The 18730-nt window shown below is 41.5% G+C and carries 19 protein-coding genes, 1 tRNA gene and 2 pseudogenes; 7 read left to right on the top strand and 15 right to left on the bottom strand.

All coding sequences use genetic code 11. The annotated features are described in order from the left end of the window. Nucleotides 1–72 precede the first annotated feature (72 nt). From PGY05_RS09415 to PGY05_RS09445, 7 genes are all read right to left on the bottom strand, one after another. Nucleotides 73–303, bottom strand: coding sequence for a hypothetical protein (locus PGY05_RS09415; RefSeq protein WP_055155952.1), 231 nt, complete (start codon nt 301–303; stop codon nt 73–75). Beyond that, nucleotides 291–518 (bottom strand): DUF3990 domain-containing protein, encoded by a 228-nt coding sequence (locus tag PGY05_RS09420; RefSeq protein ID WP_243861769.1) that lies wholly within the window; start codon nt 516–518, stop codon nt 291–293. Before PGY05_RS09420 ends, PGY05_RS09415 begins: the two co-directional genes overlap by 13 nt. Beyond that, nucleotides 505–720 carry a DUF3791 domain-containing protein gene (locus tag PGY05_RS09425; RefSeq protein WP_055155951.1) on the bottom strand — a complete coding sequence of 72 codons (216 nt, stop codon included), beginning with the start codon at nt 718–720 and terminating at the stop codon, nt 505–507. Before PGY05_RS09425 ends, PGY05_RS09420 begins: the two co-directional genes overlap by 14 nt. A 52-nt stretch (nt 721–772) precedes the next feature. After that, nucleotides 773–1201 (bottom strand): hypothetical protein, encoded by a 429-nt coding sequence (locus tag PGY05_RS09430; RefSeq protein WP_055248699.1) that lies wholly within the window; start codon nt 1199–1201, stop codon nt 773–775. A 69-nt stretch (nt 1202–1270) separates the two neighbouring features. Continuing rightward, on the bottom strand, nt 1271–1477 hold the full coding sequence (locus tag PGY05_RS09435; RefSeq protein ID WP_005341250.1) for a helix-turn-helix domain-containing protein: 207 nt from the start codon (nt 1475–1477) through the stop codon (nt 1271–1273). Between the two features lie 327 nt (nt 1478–1804). Continuing rightward, a complete protein-coding gene (locus PGY05_RS09440; protein WP_270475754.1) occupies nt 1805–3535 on the bottom strand; it encodes an ABC transporter ATP-binding protein in 1731 nt (576 codons plus the stop codon). A 2-nt stretch (nt 3536–3537) separates the two neighbouring features. Continuing rightward, a complete protein-coding gene (locus PGY05_RS09445) occupies nt 3538–5286 on the bottom strand; it encodes an ABC transporter ATP-binding protein (RefSeq protein ID WP_008371239.1) in 1749 nt (582 codons plus the stop codon). A gap of 352 nt (nt 5287–5638) precedes the next feature. Between PGY05_RS09445 and PGY05_RS09450 the strand changes: the two genes are divergently transcribed. Continuing rightward, the gene (locus PGY05_RS09450) at nt 5639–6487 is read left to right on the top strand and encodes a LysR family transcriptional regulator (protein ID WP_175306276.1); all 849 of its coding nucleotides are present in this window, start codon (nt 5639–5641) and stop codon (nt 6485–6487) included. 133 nt (nt 6488–6620) lie between these two features. Here the strand turns inward: PGY05_RS09450 and PGY05_RS09455 are convergent, their stop codons facing one another. Both PGY05_RS09455 and PGY05_RS09460 read right to left on the bottom strand, forming a co-directional pair. Then, entirely contained in the window at nt 6621–7805 is a 1185-nt protein-coding gene (locus PGY05_RS09455; protein ID WP_270475755.1) for a sensor histidine kinase, read from the bottom strand. Then, nucleotides 7802–8497, bottom strand: coding sequence for a response regulator transcription factor (locus PGY05_RS09460; RefSeq protein WP_227084779.1), 696 nt, complete (start codon nt 8495–8497; stop codon nt 7802–7804). The genes PGY05_RS09455 and PGY05_RS09460 overlap by 4 nt, the downstream gene beginning before the upstream one ends. Before the next feature lie 122 nt (nt 8498–8619). Here PGY05_RS09460 and PGY05_RS09465 point away from each other — a divergent pair, with 122 nt between their 5' ends. Genes PGY05_RS09465 through PGY05_RS09475 form a run of 3 tightly spaced genes read left to right on the top strand, consistent with a single transcriptional unit; the run spans nt 8620 to nt 10627 of the window. Continuing rightward, nucleotides 8620–8760, top strand: a complete 141-nt coding sequence (locus PGY05_RS09465) for a CD1871A family CXXC motif-containing protein (protein WP_055155946.1) — start codon at nt 8620–8622, stop codon at nt 8758–8760. After that, entirely contained in the window at nt 8753–9640 is an 888-nt protein-coding gene (locus tag PGY05_RS09470; RefSeq protein WP_227084778.1) for a 4Fe-4S binding protein, read from the top strand. The genes PGY05_RS09465 and PGY05_RS09470 overlap by 8 nt, the downstream gene beginning before the upstream one ends. A gap of 42 nt (nt 9641–9682) precedes the next feature. Further along, the gene (locus tag PGY05_RS09475) at nt 9683–10627 is read left to right on the top strand and encodes a TlpA disulfide reductase family protein (protein ID WP_270475756.1); all 945 of its coding nucleotides are present in this window, start codon (nt 9683–9685) and stop codon (nt 10625–10627) included. Nucleotides 10628–10848: 221 nt separating this feature from the next. Here PGY05_RS09475 and PGY05_RS09480 read toward each other — a convergent pair whose 3' ends face one another. Then, on the bottom strand, nt 10849–11925 hold the full coding sequence (locus PGY05_RS09480) for a M42 family metallopeptidase (protein WP_008371255.1): 1077 nt from the start codon (nt 11923–11925) through the stop codon (nt 10849–10851). A gap of 12 nt (nt 11926–11937) precedes the next feature. After that, nucleotides 11938–12699: a creatininase family protein gene (locus PGY05_RS09485; RefSeq protein ID WP_008371256.1), complete on the bottom strand. Its 762-nt coding sequence runs from the start codon at nt 12697–12699 to the stop codon at nt 11938–11940. Between the two features lie 413 nt (nt 12700–13112). On the opposite strand from PGY05_RS09485, the gene PGY05_RS09490 reads away from it, so the two are divergent. Then, nucleotides 13113–13871: a GntR family transcriptional regulator gene (locus tag PGY05_RS09490; protein ID WP_055155945.1), complete on the top strand. Its 759-nt coding sequence runs from the start codon at nt 13113–13115 to the stop codon at nt 13869–13871. Nucleotides 13872–14096: 225 nt separating this feature from the next. Further along, entirely contained in the window at nt 14097–15857 is a 1761-nt protein-coding gene (locus PGY05_RS09495) for a diguanylate cyclase domain-containing protein (RefSeq protein WP_270475758.1), read from the top strand. 482 nt (nt 15858–16339) lie between these two features. On the opposite strand, the pseudogene PGY05_RS09500 reads toward PGY05_RS09495, so the two are convergent. The 3 genes and pseudogenes from PGY05_RS09500 to PGY05_RS09510 all read right to left on the bottom strand — a co-directional run. Beyond that, nucleotides 16340–16477: pseudogene (locus PGY05_RS09500) on the bottom strand (ATP-binding protein); the annotation flags it as partial. A 239-nt stretch (nt 16478–16716) separates the two neighbouring features. Next, on the bottom strand, nt 16717–17160 hold the full coding sequence (locus PGY05_RS09505; protein WP_055248683.1) for a GNAT family N-acetyltransferase: 444 nt from the start codon (nt 17158–17160) through the stop codon (nt 16717–16719). Between the two features lie 25 nt (nt 17161–17185). Next, the gene (locus tag PGY05_RS09510; RefSeq protein WP_055248682.1) at nt 17186–17611 is read right to left on the bottom strand and encodes a GNAT family N-acetyltransferase; all 426 of its coding nucleotides are present in this window, start codon (nt 17609–17611) and stop codon (nt 17186–17188) included. Nucleotides 17612–17991: 380 nt separating this feature from the next. Between PGY05_RS09510 and PGY05_RS09515 the strand changes: the two are divergent. Beyond that, a pseudogene (locus tag PGY05_RS09515) lies at nt 17992–18240 on the top strand (plasmid mobilization protein); the annotation flags it as partial. Nucleotides 18241–18380: 140 nt separating this feature from the next. Here the strand turns inward: PGY05_RS09515 and PGY05_RS09520 are convergent. Then, nucleotides 18381–18454: transfer RNA gene (locus tag PGY05_RS09520), tRNA-Arg, on the bottom strand. Nucleotides 18455–18730 lie beyond the last annotated feature (276 nt).

Raw genomic sequence — 18730 nt, forward strand, 5'->3', positions numbered from 1 at the left:
TTTAATTGTTGCGCTATATGGAATAAAAGTTTTGCTCGCCATTGTTGTATAAATTTAAACTCACATTCCATATCAGGATTTCTTTAATTCTTCCCTATACAATTCGGTTATATATGCCGGACCATTGCACCACAGTTTTGTTTTCTCATCATACAGTGCTTTTCCTGTCTTTGAACATAGAAAATCTGTCAATACCTCTTTTCTGTCCTTGCCCGTCTCTTCTGCGATTTCTTCTGTCACCATAGCGATAAGAAGGTCGATTGTATAATCCAGTTTTTCTTTTGGAATTGTTACTTCAGCCATATCTTCTCACCTTTCACAAATTTCAGACACTCAATAGCGGATTCTGTTTTGAAGCAATATTGATCTTTTAATTTATTTGGCAGCAACTGTTTAATACAAAAATCATCTGCTTCCTGATCACCTGCTGTTCCAAACGCCCCTGCAAGGTAGGCTGTAAGAGTTGCATTTGTCGCATCATCCGCAATCTTTCCTGCAATGATATCATACCTTGCCATTTCTTTGCAAAAATTCAGTAATATCTTCAAGCACAGCTTCATCACCTTCACAATGAAAAATCCCATAGCATTTTTCTATATATCCAAGAACATCTGCTTCTTTAAACAAGTGGATAATCTGTTCAACAGGTAAATGCCACTCTTCTGAAGCAAGCCGGATTAATCTTGTTTGCATGAAAGTAATCTCTGTTTTCTCACTCATAATGAATCCTCCTTAATTTCTTGGTCAATAATACTGGAATTTTCTACTCTTATCAATAACCCCAAGTCATCAGATTCCATTCTCCGCCTTCACTCCGTGCAAGCCACCATGACCAAGTGTATTCTTCGTTAGCTTCCCATGCACCGCCACCTTTTTTCGGCGAACGGAAACTGCTTTCAAATGCAATACATTGCGTAAAGGCTTCTTTATTATCATCCGTTCTTAAATTGTTCATCCATTCAATGTTATCTGCATTGTTGCATTCTTCATCAGGCATATAAGAAAGGCTATGCAATTCACAGCCCTCAAACGAAGTGAACTGCTTTTTTATAATCTCAATGGCAGAGTCTATTTCTTCTTTTGAATAAACGGAAGATGTTCCATAATCAATTTCCACTTTTGATGTATCGCCGTCTTTTCCGCATCCGGCAAAGAGAAGAACCAGCACAATGCAAAGCATTACGGTTATAATCTTTTTCATAGTGAATACCTCCAAATACCGTTTTTTCATTCTCTGCGACTTCCCGATAAACGGGAAGTTAACCTCCTGTTACTCATCATCTGTAAATTCCATCATCTCATCAACAGTGCAGTCTAGCTTCTTGCAGATCTTCTCAATCGTCTCCATTGATACATACTGATTTTTCCCCATCCGGGCAAGAATATTTCCACTGATTCCAGTGAGGTACTGCATCTCTATCCGCTTCATATTTTTATCTATGAGCATTTTCCACAATCTGTTATAACTTACGCCCATAAGCTATCTCCATATTTCTCATTCAAATATATTTTGATTATATCATGACCGTTGCTTCGCAACTATCATGATCCAATTCGCCGTTCGCCAATCATGCAAGCATGTTGGCTCTCTTGCGCTCATTATATCACGATTTCGTTAGGTCGAATACCTGTAATTTTTGATTTCTTCTGTAAAATGGAAAAGAGGATGCCCCGGCAAAGGGCAGCCTCTCCAACCATTTATTCTGAATTAATCAAATGGAATCTCACCATCTGGTGCTTCCATGAATCCATCCTTAACTGTTTTGGATGTTTCCGACGAATCCGCTCAAGCACCGTTATCCTTTTATGACACTGCCTGGAACTGGCTGTTATACAGATGACTGTAGAAGCCGCCTTCTTTCAGCAGTTCTTCATGAGTTCCCTGCTCAATGATCTTACCGTCTTTCATGACGAGGATCAGGGAAGCGTTGCGGATCGTAGACAGGCGGTGTGCAACGACAAAGCTTGTACGACCTTTCATCAGGTTATCAAATGCTTCCTGTACCTGCAGTTCGGTACGGGTATCGATACTTGAAGTCGCTTCGTCCAGGATCAGCATTGGCGGCAGACAGAGCATAACTCTTGTGATACACAGGAGCTGTTTCTGTCCCTGGCTGATGCTGTCCTCATGCAGGACGGTATCAAGTCCCTGCGGAAGTCTGCGGATGAAATCCCAGCTTTTTGCCTCTTTTGCTGCCCGGATGATTTCTTCATCCGTGGCATCCGGTTTTCCGAAGCTGATATTTTCACGGACAGTACCGGATTTGATCCAGGTATCCTGAAGCACCATACCGAAGCTCTTTCTGAGCGAATGTCGGGAAAGCTCATCGATCGGTTTACCGTCGATACAGATTTTTCCGGAATCCACGTCATAGAAGCGCATCAGGAGGTTGATAAATGTTGTTTTTCCGCATCCGGTAGGACCTACGATCGCAATACGCATACCAGGTTCAACCTGAAGGTTAAAGTCTTCAATCAGAGATTTACTCTTGTCATAGCTGAAATCTACGTGGTCGATATCCACATTTCCATCCACCTTTTCAAGTACTTCAGAAGAATCGTTTACTTCTTCCGGTTCTTCTAAGAGGTCAAAGATACGTGTCGCACATGCAAGGGCGTTCTGCATTTCCGTGATTACGGATGTAATGTCGTTGAATGGCTTCATGTACTGGTTCGCGTAAGAAAGCAGTACGGAAAGACCGCCGACAGTCAGGGCTCCAAGCGGGATCAGGAATGCACCTGCAAGCGCTACGGCAGCGTAAATAATGTTGTTTACGAAACGGGTGGACGGATTGGTAAGGCTGCTGTAAAATACGGCTTTCTGGCTGTATTCTTTGAGCTCTTTATTGATCTCATCAAAACGCTTTGAAGCCTTGTCCTCATATCCGAATGCCTTGACAACCTTCTGATTTCCGATCATTTCCTCGATCAGAGCAGTCTGTTTTCCACGGGTTTCACTCTGCTTTTTAAACATGGTAAAAGAGCGTGAGGAAATAAATTTTGCCACCAGGAAGCTGAGTGGTGTCAGAAGGATGACCATCAAAGTGATCCACACGTTCTTGGAAAACATGAAGATCAAGGTTACAACAACGGTCACAACGCCGGAAAATAACTGGGTAAATCCGAGCAGTAATCCGTCAGAAAGGATATCAGTATCAGCAATGATACGGCTCACAATATCGCCGGTGCTGTGCTGGTCCAGATAAGAAAGCGGAAGCTTCTGGATGTGGCGGATTGCCTGGGATCGGATATCCTGTACAATATGATAGGTCATGCGGTTATTGACAAGGTTCATGATCCAGATTGCGGCTGCAGCGATCACTACGAACAGAAGAATCTGCTTCAGATAGAGCCACATCTGGGTAAAGTTTACATTGTGCGCTGCTACGATCTCATCGATCGTATTACCGAAGAGAACCGGCACATAAAGCTGAAGAACCACTGATATTCCGGCAAGGATGATGCTGAGGATCAGGAGGATCCAGTATTTTCCGATATATTTAAAAAGCTTTTTCATTACACTGTCTTTTTTCATACCTACATCTCCCCTCTTTCATATTTTGCACGGTCTTCCGGGAACTGTGAGAAATAGATCTCACGATAAACTTCGCAGGATTTCATAAGTTCATCATGTGTACCGGATCCGGCGAGCTCTCCATTATCTAATACTAAAATCTTGTCTGCCTGGCGGATGCCTGCAACCCTCTGGGATACCAGGAAGGTTGTTGTCTCTCCTTCCAGTCCTGCGAGGGCTTTCCGAAGTGCTGCGTCAGTTGCAAAATCAAGTGCGCTTAAGCTGTCGTCGAGGATCAGGATTTCCGGCTTTTTCACAAGAGCGCGGGCAATGGTAAGACGCTGACGCTGTCCACCGGAAAGGTTCTTTCCGTTCTGCTCGAGCATGAAATCAAGCTGTCCGTCTTTTCCTTCTACGACTTCTTTTGCCTGTGCAACTTTCAGTGCATTCCAGATCTCGGAGTCAGATGCATTTTCATTGCCCCATTTCATGTTATCGCGGATGCTGCCTTTGAAAAGGACGGAGCGCTGCTGTACGATTCCGACCTTGTCGTGGATTTCCTGATTGGTGAGCTCTTTTACATTGCGTCCATTCAGTTTAACGGTTCCGCAGGTTACATCATAGAAACGGGAGATCAGGCTGACCAGAGTGGATTTTCCGCATCCGGTACCACCGATGATACCGACTGTCTGCCCTTTTTTTACAGAGAAACTGATATCAGAAAGGCTTGATGCACCGGCACCTGCATAGGTGAAGGATACCTTGTCGAATTCGACTTCATTTGCAGAAGGATCTGCCTTTGCAGAAGGGGTTTCCGGATAATGCATGGTAGTCCTGATATCCAGGACACCGGCTACACGGTCTGCACATGCCATCGCCTTGTTCAGTGTAATGATCAGGGAAGCCAGCTTGATCAGCTCGACGATCATCTGTGCCATGTAGTTGTAAAGCGCGACAACCTGTCCCTGATGCATGGTTCCGAGATTGACCTGGAGTCCTGCTCTTGCGATCAGGATGACAGTTGCAATGTTAATCAACACGTAGGTAAATGGATTTAACAGGGCGGAAATTCTTCCGACAAATTCATTTAACCTGGTCAGTTCGGTGTTGCTCTTTTCAAATTCATTTACCGATTCTTCTTCGCGGCAAAATGCGCGGATCACGCGGACACCTGTCAGATTCTCACGGGTAAGTCCTGTGACGCGGTCCAGGGCAGCCTGCACTTTTTTAAAAAGCGGGATGCTGACCAGCATAATGAAAATGACGCCGACAAATAAAAGAGGGATCGCCACAACGAATACCAGCGCACATTTAAAGTTGATCGTAAATGCCATGATCATCGAACCGATTACGATAAACGGACTTCTCAGAAGAAGACGAAGTCCCATGTTGATGCCGTTCTGGACCTGGTTGATATCATCGGTCATCCGTGTGATCAGGGTGTCCGTACCGATCGTATCAAGTTCGGTAAATGAAAAGCCCTGAATGTGGTCAAATACGGCCTGTCTTAAATTGGTTGCACAGCCGACACTCGCTCTTGCAGCAAAATACTGTGCGGTAAAACTGCAGCTAAGACCGACTGCAGCCATGAGGATCAGCACCAGGAACATCTTTACGATGTAGCCGTGGTCATTGTTTGCAATACCAATATCAATGATCTTGGCGACAACCACCGGAACCAAAAGGTCAAATACGACTTCCAGCAGTTTGAATAATGGTGCAAGAATGCTTTCCATCTTGTATTCTTTCAGATAAACCCAAAGTTTCTTCAAACACACTCACTCCTGTTCTTTACTTCTTAGTTTTTTCTTGACCTACTCATTATAATGCGCTACCATCAATATGAATAATATTGTTTTTATGACAGCTTAATAAAAAAAAAGTATAACAATGTGAGTGGAAAAAGGTATTTTGACCTATTTGATACCAGATTGCTACGTGCTTTGCACTCTCGCAATCCTCAAAAACATTCGTAATCCGCTCATTTTTCTTTGAAAAATGGCTACTTACTCATGTTTTTGGCGGGGCAAGAGGTCAAAAATCCTCTTGCAAGCAAGCTTGCATCGGCTTTCTGACCTTTTGACCCTGGTATCATCATATAACTAAACGGAGGGAAAAAAGAAAATGGAACTCAGACAGCTGGAATATTTCCGGGAAATCGCGAATACGGGAAGCATTAATGAAGCGGCGAGAAAGCTCAATATGTCACAGCCACCCCTCAGCTATCAGATCAGGCAGTTGGAAAATGAACTGAACGTGCAGCTGTTTGAGCGTACCCATAAAGGGGTGATCCTGACGGCGGCAGGTAAGCTTTTGTATGACCGTGCGGCGAGCCTTCTGGATTATGCCAGATCGACAGAGCTTGAGGTGTCCCAAACGGGTAAAAAAAGGGTTCTGAGAATCGGGATCACGCCGACGACGGTCGGCACAGTCATGCCGTTTATCGCAGAATTTTCAAAGAAAAATCCCGACGTGAATTTTGAGGTTCACGACGGGATCACGTATACGTTATATGATTATCTTCAGGAAGGGATCATCGATATTTCGGTTGTCCGCACGCCGCTCCGGCTGGATGATGTGGAGTCCGCAGTCCTGCATTCGGAGCCGATGATCGCTGTCTCCAATCCGGAGATGCCTTCAGAAGGACGAAAATCGCTCATTCTTGAAGATTTAGTCCACAGACCGTTAATTCTCTACCGGCGCTATGAAAAGCTGATTATGGATGCATTTCACACGCAGAATCTGGTTCCGGAGGTGTTCTGTCTGTGTGATGATGCCAGGGGCGCTACCCTCTGGGTGAAGGAAGGGCTTGCCACGGCGATCTTCCCACAGTCCATGGAGCCGCTTTGCGAAGGGCTGACTTGTCAAGTGCTTGATGAACCGGATCTGGTGACGAAGATCCTTCTGATCTGGCAGAAGGGGCGGAAGCCGACGGCGGTGGTACAGGATTTTATGGATGTCTGTCTGAAATAATTTAAACCGTATCAAAAATAATAATCCTTAGTTTATTTTTGATACGGTAAGTGAATTGTAAGACGGATTCTCCTTGTTCTGGCAGGTGGAAGCGATAAACATCAGTATGATCGATTTGCGAATTGTTTTTCGATTATACTGCTTTTTCAAAGTTTGCCCCTATACCCATTTTCACTTCAAATGTCGTTCCGCTATGCTTATTTGTATAAACTTCAATCGTTCCGTCATGAACCCGCACAACTTCTCGCACCATCGCAAGGCCAAGCCCCACACCTCCGAGTTCCCGGCTTCTTGACTTATCTACCCGGAAGAACGGTTCGAAGATCTGCTCCCTGAATGCTTCATCAATTCCATTTCCTGTATCCGAAACCGTCAGAACAACTTCGTTCTTCTCCCTTATTGCCGATACCGTAACGGATCCATTTTCCCGATTATATTTAATCGCATTTTCCACAAGATTATATAGCATTCTGTAAATCAGAATATCACTCCCTGTCAAAAACAATTCTTCATCTGCCTTTGCTCCTGCTCCCTGTGACTTCTGTATCAGTTCAACCTTTTTTTCCTGTGCCAGCGGTTCCAGATCTGTCAGCACTTCCTCGATCAGACTATGGAGCTCAATTCTGTCATTTCGCGATACGGTCTGTAATTCGCTCATATCCAAAAGCGTTCGGACCAACTTGCTAAGACGTTCATTCTGCTCCGTTACCATCTGAATTGTCTCTTCTGCCACTGCGGTACTCTCCGGATGTTCTGTTGTATGGTATAGATCCAGTTGTGCCTGGATTAAAGCCAGTGGAGTACGTAACTCATGTGCTGCATTTCCCGTAAACTGGCGCTGCGTCTCGAATGATTCTGAAAGCCGTATAAGCATCTTATTGTAAGATATGCGAAGTCTGTCCAGCTCTGCAATCTTATTCTCTTCGATCGTATAATCTTTCAGATTCTGTGCCTGAACTTTTTCCACTGTCTCTGAAAATTTCCTGAGTGGTTTCAATGCCCGTCCACTGATAAAATAAGTCGCTGCGCCGCCAAACAGCGCTACAATAGCAGTAATCAGAAGGCTTCTGCTTCTATAATCTGATTTGGAGTTATAAACCTTCATGGAAAACTGTGCCACAAAGTCATCCCACTCATTATCCGGAATATCAATGTACACCGATTCCGGCTCTGTGCCCTGATCCGTGATAGACTCCTGAAGCGTATCGAAATAATAGACTCCGTTTTTATATAAGAAAAAGGTAAGACATCCGCATAATATGGTGATCAACACGGTTGTAAGAAGTGTTAATTTCCACTGGAGTGATATTTTCTTCATGCTTTGCTATTTCCCCCTATCTTATAACCCTCACCGATTTTGTTCACGATTGGATCATATCCGAGTCCTGCTTTCAGTTTTTTTCTCAAAGAAGACATATGCACTCGGATGGAACCGCTAAAACTATCCACAGAAGAATCCCAGACATGCTCGATTAGTTCTTCCTGACTGACCGGTCTTCCCTGATTTAAAAGGAGATATTCTAAAATCCCATTTTCTTTTCTCGTCAACGCAACCGGGTTATCGTCTGCATATGCAACCCTTTCTCTCGTATCAAATCGAAGTTTTCCGCATTCCAGACAGATATTTTTTTGTATAAATTTTCTCCTTGTCAGGCTTCTCACGCGCGCTTCCAGCTCCTGCAGGTGAAATGGTTTTTCCATATAATCATTTGCACCGGAATCCAATCCTTCAACCTTATCTGCGATCTGACTTCTCGCAGACAGGATCAATACTTTTGTCTCTTCATTTTCTTTGCGAAGTTCCCGAAGGATCTCCATCCCATCCACCCCGGGCAGGTTAAGATCAAGCACGATCAGGTCATACAGTTCCGCATAGATCATCTCCAGTGCCTGCTCTCCGTCATTACACATGTCCACCTCATAACCTGCCAGATGCAGACTTTTCGCGATCATATCACATAATTTCTTTTCATCTTCAACAACTAATAATCTCAATTTACTTTTCTCCATTTTCTTAACAGGAAATTTACATCCCATATTATATAATGTAGTCACTGAACGGTCAATAAGCCGACTTTGAGCAATAACATTGAAAGGAGCAGTTACTATTTACAGTAACAAGTGGTATCTTAATGAAATCAGAAAAAGCAACACAAATTTTTTTACTTGCAGCCGGTCTTGTATTTTTCCTTGTCGGGATTTACCGTGGAGAAGCTGCAACTGTACTCAGTAAGGCAATAAAATTATGTATGGAGTGTGTCGGAATTGGATAAGAAATTAAAATCAAACAAGAACTTCCTGGTTCGTTTCCGCGGATGGTTTCAGGCAGCTGCAACACTGCTGACCAATCTTCATATTCCGAATCTGTTTAAAGGGAAAATTTATCAGGGAAAGGTAAAAACAATATGTGTACCCGGACTGAACTGCTACTCTTGCCCGGCTGCTACAGGTGCCTGTCCGATTGGAGCTTTCCAGGCTGTAGTCGGTTCATCAAAATTCAAGTTCACCTACTACATCACCGGATTCTTTATCTTGCTGGGAGTTCTGTTAGGACGATTTATCTGCGGTTTTCTCTGTCCGTTTGGATGGTTTCAGGATTTGTTGCATAAAATTCCGGGTAAGAAACTGTCTACTGCAAAACTAAAACCCCTGCGGTATCTGAAATACGCGGTTCTGGCCGTTTTTGTTATACTGCTTCCGGCATTTGTGACTAATTCGCTGGGGATGGGCGATCCATTCTTCTGCAAATACATATGTCCACAAGGCGTACTTGAAGGTGCAATTCCACTGGCACTTGTTAATTCGGGAATCCGCGCGGCACTCGGACACTTATTTACGTTTAAGTTTACAATCCTTGTACTTGTAATCATCTTAAGCATTTTGTTTTACCGCCCATTCTGTAAGTGGATTTGCCCGCTTGGTGCCATCTACTCGCTGTTTAACAAAATATCATTACTTAAGATTAAGGTGGATCCTGAAAAATGTGTTAACTGTCAAAAATGCAGCCATGCCTGTAAAATGGATGTAAATGTAGTAGACACACCGGATCACCCGGAATGTATCCGATGTGGAGCATGTATGAAAGCCTGTCCGACAAATGCGATCTGCTATCATTACGGATTTTCAGGCAAGAAACAGGCTGACAATAAATAAGCAAAAATGAATCAAATGATATTCAAAAGGAGATTAAAAATCATGAAAAACAAAACAAGTAGAACAAACTCAATGAAATTAAAAAAAGTAATTGCGGCATCTCTTGCCGTTTTCATTCTTTTTGCATTCACAGGTTGCAAAACTTCATCCGGTTCCGCAACAACTGAAAGCTCAAAGCAGGAAGATACTTCCACAACAGATTCAAGCAGTTCGGGTGATCTGAATGAAAAGCTGAATGACCTTTACCAACAGGAAAACCAGATCTTTGCAGATCACAAAGATGTGTGGGACAAAGCATTTGGCTTTATGAGCAAGAACGTTGACGATGATACCAAGAATGAAAACTATGCGGACTTTCTTGCAAATATAATAGAATCAAACAAAGATTCTTTTTCCGAAGAAGAATATGCTACTCTGAGTAAAGACATTGAAACGATCCGCGGTATTGAAGAAGAAATTGCAAAACTTGAAAAAGAAATTGCCGCAGCTGATCCTTCCGGCAGTAGTTCCTCCGGCACAGATGACTCTACAGGTGTGTTTCACGGTTTCAAAGGGAAAGACCTGGATGGTAACGATGTAGATGAAAGCCTTTTCGCCAAAAATAAAGTTACGGTTGTAAACTTCTGGTTCAGTGGATGCAAGCCTTGCGTTGAAGAACTTTCTAAACTGAATGAATTAAATGATACAATTAAGAAAATGGGCGGTGAAGTTGTTGGTATCAATACAGATACATTAGATGATAATCAGGATGGTATCAAAGAAGCGAAAGAAATCTTGAAGGCCAAGGGAGCTTCCTACAAAAACCTGACTTTCGACTCCGATTCAACAGTTGGAAAATATGCAGGAAACATTATGGCATTCCCGACAACAGTTCTCGTAGATAAAGACGGAAATATCGTTGGCGAACCTTTCATGGGCGGAATCGATGATCAATCAAACTACGAGCAATTAATGAAACAAATTCAGTCCATACTTGATCAGGAATAATTCATTTACTGAAGATGTATGCTAAATGAGGCTGTCGCATTAGTGCGGCAGCCCCTATTTTTTTTGGTGTATTCCTATTTATCAGGATTCCATGTTTAACCTTCTGCTAGCTCTGAGGTTTTCCGAATGCTTTGTTTATGATTTAGGTAACATTCAAGCGTAGCAATACAATTCTCTGTTAGTATGTCTCGAAAATGCTTTGTTTCTTTTATGTATTGTATTTAAAAACTCATAACCTGCTCTTCGTCAAGTCTTTTAAGAATTTCGCATGCCAGCTTAACAGCGTTATCAAAGTCGCTATAAGCTGAAATTCCATAATGTGTGTGCGCATAGCGAACCGGAACACCGATAACGATGACCGGAACCGCTTTTTCAGTCAGATGTATAGCTGCACCGTTGGTTGAACCGGCACTGCGAACTGCATCCTGAACCGGAATACCAAGCTTTTCTGCCAGATCCAGAGCATATCTTTGATAATGTGGATTGGTGATCATACGGGCATCAATGTGACGCAGCATCGGTCCTCGCTTGATAGCTGTCTGAACCATATACGACTCAACGCAGGTATCATCTGCCGGGCATCCCTCAAAAACAATTGCGATATCCGGCTTAATTACCTGTGCTGTTACAGTGGCACCGCGTACACCAACTTCTTCCTGTGCTGCACAAGCGCCAACAATATCCACATTCAGCTCCTGACCAGCCAGGGTATGCATGGTCTTAAGAATTGCCGCACATCCCAGACGGCAGTCAAAGCTCTTGCCAACCATCAGATCTGTGGTTTCTGAATATGTAAATGTCACATCCGGCACTACGGGTTCACCGATACGAATGCCGAACTTTTCAACCGCCTCTTCTTTAGAAACAGCGCCAACATCTACCGTGATATCTTTCATATCCAGAGGTGCTTTACGCTCCTGCTCTGTCATGAAATGCGGAGGCTTGCTGGCAGTAAGCCCCGGAATATATTCTCCGAACCGGTTGCGAACCAAGACTTTATGAGCCGGAATATTGTGGTTAACCCAACCTCCGATCTGAATGATGCGGAGAGTTCCGTTCGGGCAGATAGCCTGCACCATAAAACCAACCTCATCACTATGTGCGTCAAGCTGAACAACCGGACGTTTGCCGTTATTTTCTTTACGGCGGATATACAGGTTGCGCATGCGATCTTCTGTAATTTCTCCGAGTCCTTCTGCGTAAGGACGAATCGCTGCAACCACTTCATCTTCGAAACCGGATGTACCGTTTGCATTTGAAATTGCTGCAATCATTTCCAATGTTGTTTTTTTATCCATTATGACACCTCTTTATGAAAGTTTTACTTTCTTGAATTCTTCCATGAAATCAACAATATAGTTTGCTGTAGTCTCAAGCATTTCCTTGCCCCACTCTTCTGTAGCGGTACTCGGATGATCCGGTCCGATCCAGCCGTTGTCTGTTACATGCGGAGTATTGCGTATAATATCAACGTTAACTCCCTTGAACTCAACAGAACGGAAACCGGTTGTCTTCAGATTATCAGACAGGTGCTTAAACTGGAGTTCACCACCTATCTCACTCTTATCAACTAAAGACGGATCAATTCCAAGAATCGCAGCTGTTTCCTCACCACCGCCGTGGCCGCCTTTCCACGCCGGGTTCATATCCCATGCCATCAGCCACCAGTTAAGCATAGCCACCAGACAGCCCTTATCTTCGAATTCCATGCCAAGGCGTTCAATCATCTTGATGTTTCCGCCATGTCCGTTCAGGAAAACGAATTTTCTTGCGCCGTGACGATACAGACTCAGAAAAATCTGACGGCAAAATTGATAGAGTACCTCATTGTCAATATCAATTGTACCCGGATATGGAGCTAAACACTGGCAGGAACCATATGGAATGGTCGGAGCAATCAAAACATCACTCTTTTTCTCGATTTTCTCCAACAAATGCTCCGGAATCAGTGTGTCGGTTCCAAGCGGCATATGACGGCCGTGACACTCAATACTGCCGATAGAAATAAGTACCATATCGTTTTTTTCAAAATATTCTTGAGCTTTCGGCCAAGTCAAATTTGTAAGTCTCATAAGTTCTCTCCTTCCTACTATAATTATTCTTCTCAGCTGAAAATCGGACTATTCGGAAACCAGACAGTCCGACATCCATCAATTACTGCGTTGCTTCCTATTCCCCTTTAGGATTTTTTATGACAATGCAGAATTTTTGAGCTACTCTTGATAACCCAAGTATAGTCCATGCAAATATGATTGTCAACAATTTCAACTTAATGTTAACAGCGGGAAAATAGTGCTTTCGTTTTTGCTAACAATCCACTATAATTATAATAAGTTTTTTGCTAACGGACAAAAGACATCCGTATAATTTTTTCTATTAATTAGTAAGGAAATGAAACATGCGAGAAATTGGCGGTATGTTCTACTATGAACCAAGCGTACCTATCGAAAACGGATACTTATTCTGAAAATTTTATGAGGTAAATATGCAGAAACAAAGAAAAACATCAAATACTACTACATCAGAAATTGTTCTTGAATCTCTGCGGGAGCAGATCATCAATGGAATCCTTCAGCCTCAAGAAAAACTGGTAGAGGCTGAAATTGCCCGGAAATTCGGACTCAGCCGAGGTCCTGTGCGCGAAGCACTCCGACAGCTCGCTGTCGAAGGTTTAGTCGATTACTGTCCTAACAAAGGATGTACAGTCGCACTGCTTTCTCCACAAGACGCTTATGAAGTCTTTTTTCTGCGCGGCAGCCTTGAAAAACTGGCAATCCAAAAAAGTAACTGCCTTCTTAGTGACTATAGTCTCATGATAATGGAAGCCAGTATTGAAGAATTTCGAAAGGCTATTCTCGAAGGCAATACTATGAAGGCTGTTCGTGCAGATGAGACATTCCACCTGCAGATCATTCGTTCTGCCCAGCTTAACCGACTGACCAAAATGTGGGAGCTGCTGAGTCCACTGAATGGTGCCATGTTCCTCTCGGTTCAAAATGCTAATCGCTTTGGACAGTTAAGCGGAGATGCTGAAACGCTTCAGAATGCCAAATGCTTAGAACCAAACACACCGGATCAAAATACCTCTTATAACGGAAGCGCTGCAGTATGGACACACCAATGTCTGTTGGAGGCCATCCGGATTAACGATCTCCAGACAACCTGTGATCTTCTGGATCAGCATTATGAAGAAACCGGCAGACGTGTATACAGACTTTCACTCATGAAAGAACAGAGCTTTTGATCCGTTTCATTAATAATGGTTTGAGGGGCAAACTTGAGGGTTTGGTTTGAAGGGTTCATAATATGTTTCTTTTGTCTTTTGGATCGACTTCATCACCAAGGATTTCTTTCATTTCATGTATAAGGATTATGCACAGTCCGTTTTTCATAAAACTTATTCTGTTTTTCAACTTCTGTGATATAATGCTTTATTATAATAATTCCCATGGACAATGAGGTGAACCAAGTGAAAAAGAAAACACTTGTGCCTCTTATCATTTTTTTACTGGGCATATGCCTTGTTAGTTTGATTGTATACAAAACAGACGCCCACGAAAAAGAGCAGAGACACATAACAGCACAATTAAACGTAGCCACCTATGGCGAACGAATAAAGAATGAAATTACAAATGGAATTGAGATCACAGATACCTTGAAGCAAATCTTAATAAGTGAAGATGGCGAAATCCATCAGTTTGAAACAATTGCAGGAAATCTTATGTCTGATTCTATTGAAAGTGTACAGCTCGCTCCTAATGGTGTTGTTACAGATATTTATCCGGCTAATGAAAAGGAGGCAGGTAAGATTGATTTGATTCATGATAAAGACCGCGGAAAAATTTCCTGTTACGCAAGAGACAACCATACAATCATTACGCAGGGCCCCTTCAAATTAAAACAGGGAGGATATGGAATTGCAGTTCGCAATCCCGTATACCTGAAAGATAAAAACGGACATGAGTATTTCTGGGGATTTACTATTGTTATCCTGCGTGTTCCGGATATTTTTTCAGATTCAATCAGTGCACTTTCAAATTTTGGATACGAATACAAAATTTCAAAAACAGACGCTCCATGGAGTGATACTTATAAAGTGGTTTATCAATCAGATGGGCAAATAAATCATCCTGTTTCTTATACATTTACAATAGGAGATGAAAACTGGAAATTTGAAGTAACTCCTAAAAGTGGATGGAGAAATGCCACATTACTGATAATCATCATCGGAATATTTCTTACAATAAGCCTTCTCCTGTCAGTTCTTACCAGAGTATGGTTAGTAGCAAAAGAACATAAGAAAAAGTTTCAGATACTGGCGCGCACAGATTCTCTTACAAATATTTATAACCGCTATGGATTTGATGAATTTGCAGAAAAAATGATTCAAAAAAATCCAAAAGCACATTTTGTGGCTGCGCTCCTTGATATTGATGATTTCAAGTTTATTAATGATATCTATGGACATAATTATGGAGACAGGGCACTAAAGAATCTTGCAGACAGCATGAAGACTTTTTTCCCATCCGATGCATTACTTGGAAGAAATGGTGGTGACGAATTCTGCATTCTTTTACCAAATTGTACCTTTGCAGAAGCAGATATACAGCTGCAGAAATTCACCAAACTTCCTAAATCATTCTCATACCATGGTAAGGAACATGCATTTTATATTTCTCTAGGATATGCAGAATATCCAACATTTGCATCCAATCGTTCACAACTCATGCGCTGCGCAGATGCCGCTCTTTATGAAATAAAGCTTCATGGAAAAAATGGATGTATGGTCTACAGAGAAGGACTTCGGTCAGGTGCCCGCAAACAGCTTGGATTCGCATTCAAGGATATCTCTGAACATCTTCCAGGTGCATTCATCATATACAGAGCTGACAAAGAAGATGATGAACTATTTTTTGCAAATGATGAATTTCTTCATATGTCAGGATATAAAGATATAGATGAACTGTTCAGACTTACTAAGAAAAGTTTTCGCAACTTGATCCGGGAAGATGAACAGCAACAGATAGAATCAAGTATCTGGGAACAGATTGACAGTGGTAATGAAAATGACTATATTCACTTCCATCTTCGAAAAGCTGACGGAACTTATTTTTCTGTGCTTGATCATGGAAGAATTGTAGAGAACCCGCAATACGGAAAGGTATTTTACGTATTGTTTATGGATTGGAAAGATATGCATATTCGTTACAATGATAAATTCGCAAGATAATAAAATATTGCAAAAAAACAGAGCGTATGATCTATTTTCATACGCTCTGTTTCGCAGTTTTCTTTGCTGCTTGAGGATTTTGCAGGATTTCTGCTATATACACAATTCATTGGCAAAAATCTTGTAAAATTCTGAAAGTCGGTACAAATTTTTCATCGGATAACATTTCTTTTTCTTTATCCATGTTCTACCTGCCTTTTACAGTTTCTTCACAAACAGACAGCGAATTGCATTTAATATGGTGATAATCATAACACCTACATCAGCAAAGATTACTGGAACTTTATTTCATTTTTAATTCAACAAATTTTTGTTTATCTCGTTCTTAAGTTCATCTTTATTCTCGTATGTTCTCACTATCGGAATCGTACTCTGTCTGTTCTACATAATCTGCGGAACAGTCTCGTTTGTACGGATAAAAAAATAAACTGAGCCACGGCTGTTCCAACATGAAATCAGCCGTGGCCTTATTTATATCATTTCTCCAGTAAGTATCTCTTAAAGATGGTAAACAGCAAAAAGGATTTGCCACATCTACGAATGCCGATAATCACCTTTATCATTCCATTATCTTTTCGCTCGATCAGCTGCTGTAGGTAAGCGTCTCTTTTAATCTCCATCGTTATACTCCCCATTTCCGTGCATCTACACACTTTTATGTAATGTTGATAAATATATTTTCAGATTTTTTTGATTGCAGTGTCTATAATCGACTACTCCAATCGTTATTATAGGTAGACAACAAAAAGAAGATGGTTCCGATGTTTCATTAAATATGTTCGTTAGTCTTTTACGCAAAGGATTCTATCTCCTCTGCGCCCTAATGCTTTTCGGATTCAGTTCAACAACTGGAAGTTAATTATAAAGGTCTTTGCAAATACACCATATCTACTAACTGTACTCCGCTCTCGTAGATTGGGTGATCGTAATTATCTGTAAAGAAATTTGATATAATATGTGAACGGACAAAACCACACTTTTCATAAAATGGTATTGTCAGTGGGCTATCGCCTGTTCCGACTTGCAGAATGGCGTATTGTTCTCTGTAATTATTAACAATAAACTCAATTAAGGCTCTTGCATAACCTTTCCCTTGATATTCTGGAACTGTCGCAATGTTCTTGATTTCGAGTATATCATTTTTTTCATCCGTTATGACACACTCGCACTTGACCCCATTATCATCAAGTACATACATCTTGCCGCTATCAAGATAACGGTCAACCATATCTTCCTGCTCATCTGCTAATAGGAGCAAATCAAGATATTGTTTTTTATTCTCTTTAACTTCGATAATTTTCATCAATCGCACCTTCAAATTCCGATTTCTATTTTTGTTTCCAGAGCATGGTGTACTCTTTTTCACCAGTAACTTCATCCAAACCTTCACATTGAATAATGAAACCTTCTCTTTGGTAAAAAGAAATTGCTCTGGTATTCTTCTGGTATACATTTAATTGTAATCTGACTTTTTTATCCTTAATATAATCCAATAAAAGCTTACCTATGCCACATGACTGCATTTCTTCAGAAACAAAAATACCTTCGATATATTCATCGTTTAGTCCTACAAATCCTTGTATCATTTTATCTGCTTCAAACACATAGACTTCGGATTGTGACATCATTCCTTTTACTAGTTCATAATTACTTTTCCAGTATTGCTTGGAAATAAAATAATGTGCTTTCAGATTTGTCTTTAACCATATGTCGGCAACTCTATCGATATCTCCGTTCAGCAATTTTCTAATCATAACAAATATTCTCCACAACTACATCCTTTATGCTTTTCTCTTTTTTCCATTCTATCACAAGCTCACCATTAATCATCAAGTTTTTGATTTTTTTCATTTCCCCCACTGTAAAACAGCCTCTGAGCGTTTCGTTATATAGAGGGGTACAAATAAGAGCAAGATCCACCCATGTTTAACAGTATTGCCATTTGGCATCTTGTTCTCCTATGGGATTTATCTTGATGGGGATTTCCCAATACCCTCTCAATAACAGACGTTTCACTTGTCTGTTGGTTCCACCTAAAGGTGTTCACAGCACTATTTCTAATATCGGAAGGGACAGCCGATATTAAAATACGTGGACTCCCGGTGGGAGGAATAGTCGCAGCGAAAGGAGGAATATGAGAACAGAAAACAAAGATAAAGAACTAAATCACAGACATTTTATAGGATTACGTCTTACAGATGTCGAACTGGATTTATTAGACCAAGGCGCTGCTTGTTTATCTATTAGTCGATCAGAATATCTGAGAAAACTCCTGCTTGAAAAACAAATCAATCATCAGATTGAAGTGGTTGCAGACATGAATGACCTCAGAAAACTGGTCAGTGAATATGGAAAGATCGGATCGAATCTCAATCAGATTAGCTGTCAGCTAACAAAAATCGGATTGCGTTAGCTGGAAATTGATCATTTTGAATGGAATTTTGTGTCACGAACGTGATTAGAAAATAACAAAAGCGTTCGTTGTCAGCTAATCCAGCTGACATTTTCGAACGCTTTGAAGCCCGTCGCCAAGAGGATTTGAACCTCCGACCCCTCGCTTAGGAGGCGAGTGCTCTATCCAGCTGAGCTATGACGACACATGCCGTAAACCCTTGATTTTACTGGGTTTCTGGGATTTTTCCCTTCGGCCATATATAAGATTATCAACTCTTTTTCAAGTTGTCAATCTACAGATTTTTTTGATTTGGTAACATTAGAACGTTCCCCAATTTGGGGAATGCTTTGTTGTCACCTTTGGCATTTTTCAGAATAGATTCGAACTGAAAGTTGTTTTTCATTTTTTCCCTTTGGGGAATGCCTCGGCTTTCTCTTAGGAGACGATTCTTATATTCATTTGACTAATAGAACATATA

The sequence above is a fragment of the Coprococcus sp. AF51-11b1 genome (genome assembly GCF_027682785.1).
Taxonomy (GTDB): Bacteria; Bacillota; Clostridia; order Lachnospirales; family Lachnospiraceae; genus Allocoprococcus; species Allocoprococcus comes.